This is a genomic window from Bacillus sp. JCM 19034, from assembly GCF_001310635.1.
In the GTDB taxonomy this organism is placed as follows: domain Bacteria; phylum Bacillota; class Bacilli; order Bacillales; family Bacillaceae_D; genus Halalkalibacter.
In genome coordinates this window covers 1-648 of record NZ_BAXR01000064.1, presented here as the reverse complement: position 1 = coordinate 648, position 648 = coordinate 1, and the positions used below count along the sequence as shown (strand labels likewise).

Below are 648 nucleotides of genomic sequence, written 5' to 3'. Positions count from 1 at the left end.
ACGCCTCCATTCGTTGACATCAATAATGTTCACCCAATCCTCATCAGACAAATGGATCGATTTTAATTCATTCGCGTGATGCTGCTCTAACGCTTCGCGAATCGAAGGGCCAATCGGATACCAGACGCCTTTTTGCCCGACATATTCTTTCAGATGCTTAACACATCGTTCTATATGGTACAACGTCGTCCCTTCTTGACTATACTCCCGCTTCGGCGGTTGGTTGACGATGACTCGGACTTGCTTTGCTTCAATATCGGGAATATACTTTTGCCATTCTTCTAATATCGGTGGGTGGCGGACAATGAGAACATCACAGCTTACCTTCTCACCGTATACGAGCAACGCCACTTGATCTCCATCAATTAGTTCACGTACTCGTGGATTCATATCTGTTGCTGAGTTCAAGTCATATCGCGAAAGCTGAACTAAACCTGTTCTCATTCCGAAGCTTGTCTGTGCTTTAATCTCCTCCACATTCGACATGTTCGTCCCGCCTAGTAAACGGAATTCTGAGGCAATGATCACGTCAAAATGCCGTCTCCCATCTAGCTTGTCCTCACGCTTTGGCCACATCGGCTCTGGTATCGGAAATGGTCGTTCTTCTTGTGGGAAGGGATAGTATAGTGACTGTCCGCTTTTATGATA

General features: G+C 46.0%; 1 pseudogene. It reads right to left on the bottom strand.

Going from position 1 to position 648, the window contains the following annotated elements:
* Positions 1-648 (bottom strand): annotated as a pseudogene (locus JCM19034_RS22560) (glycosyltransferase family 2 protein); the annotation flags it as partial.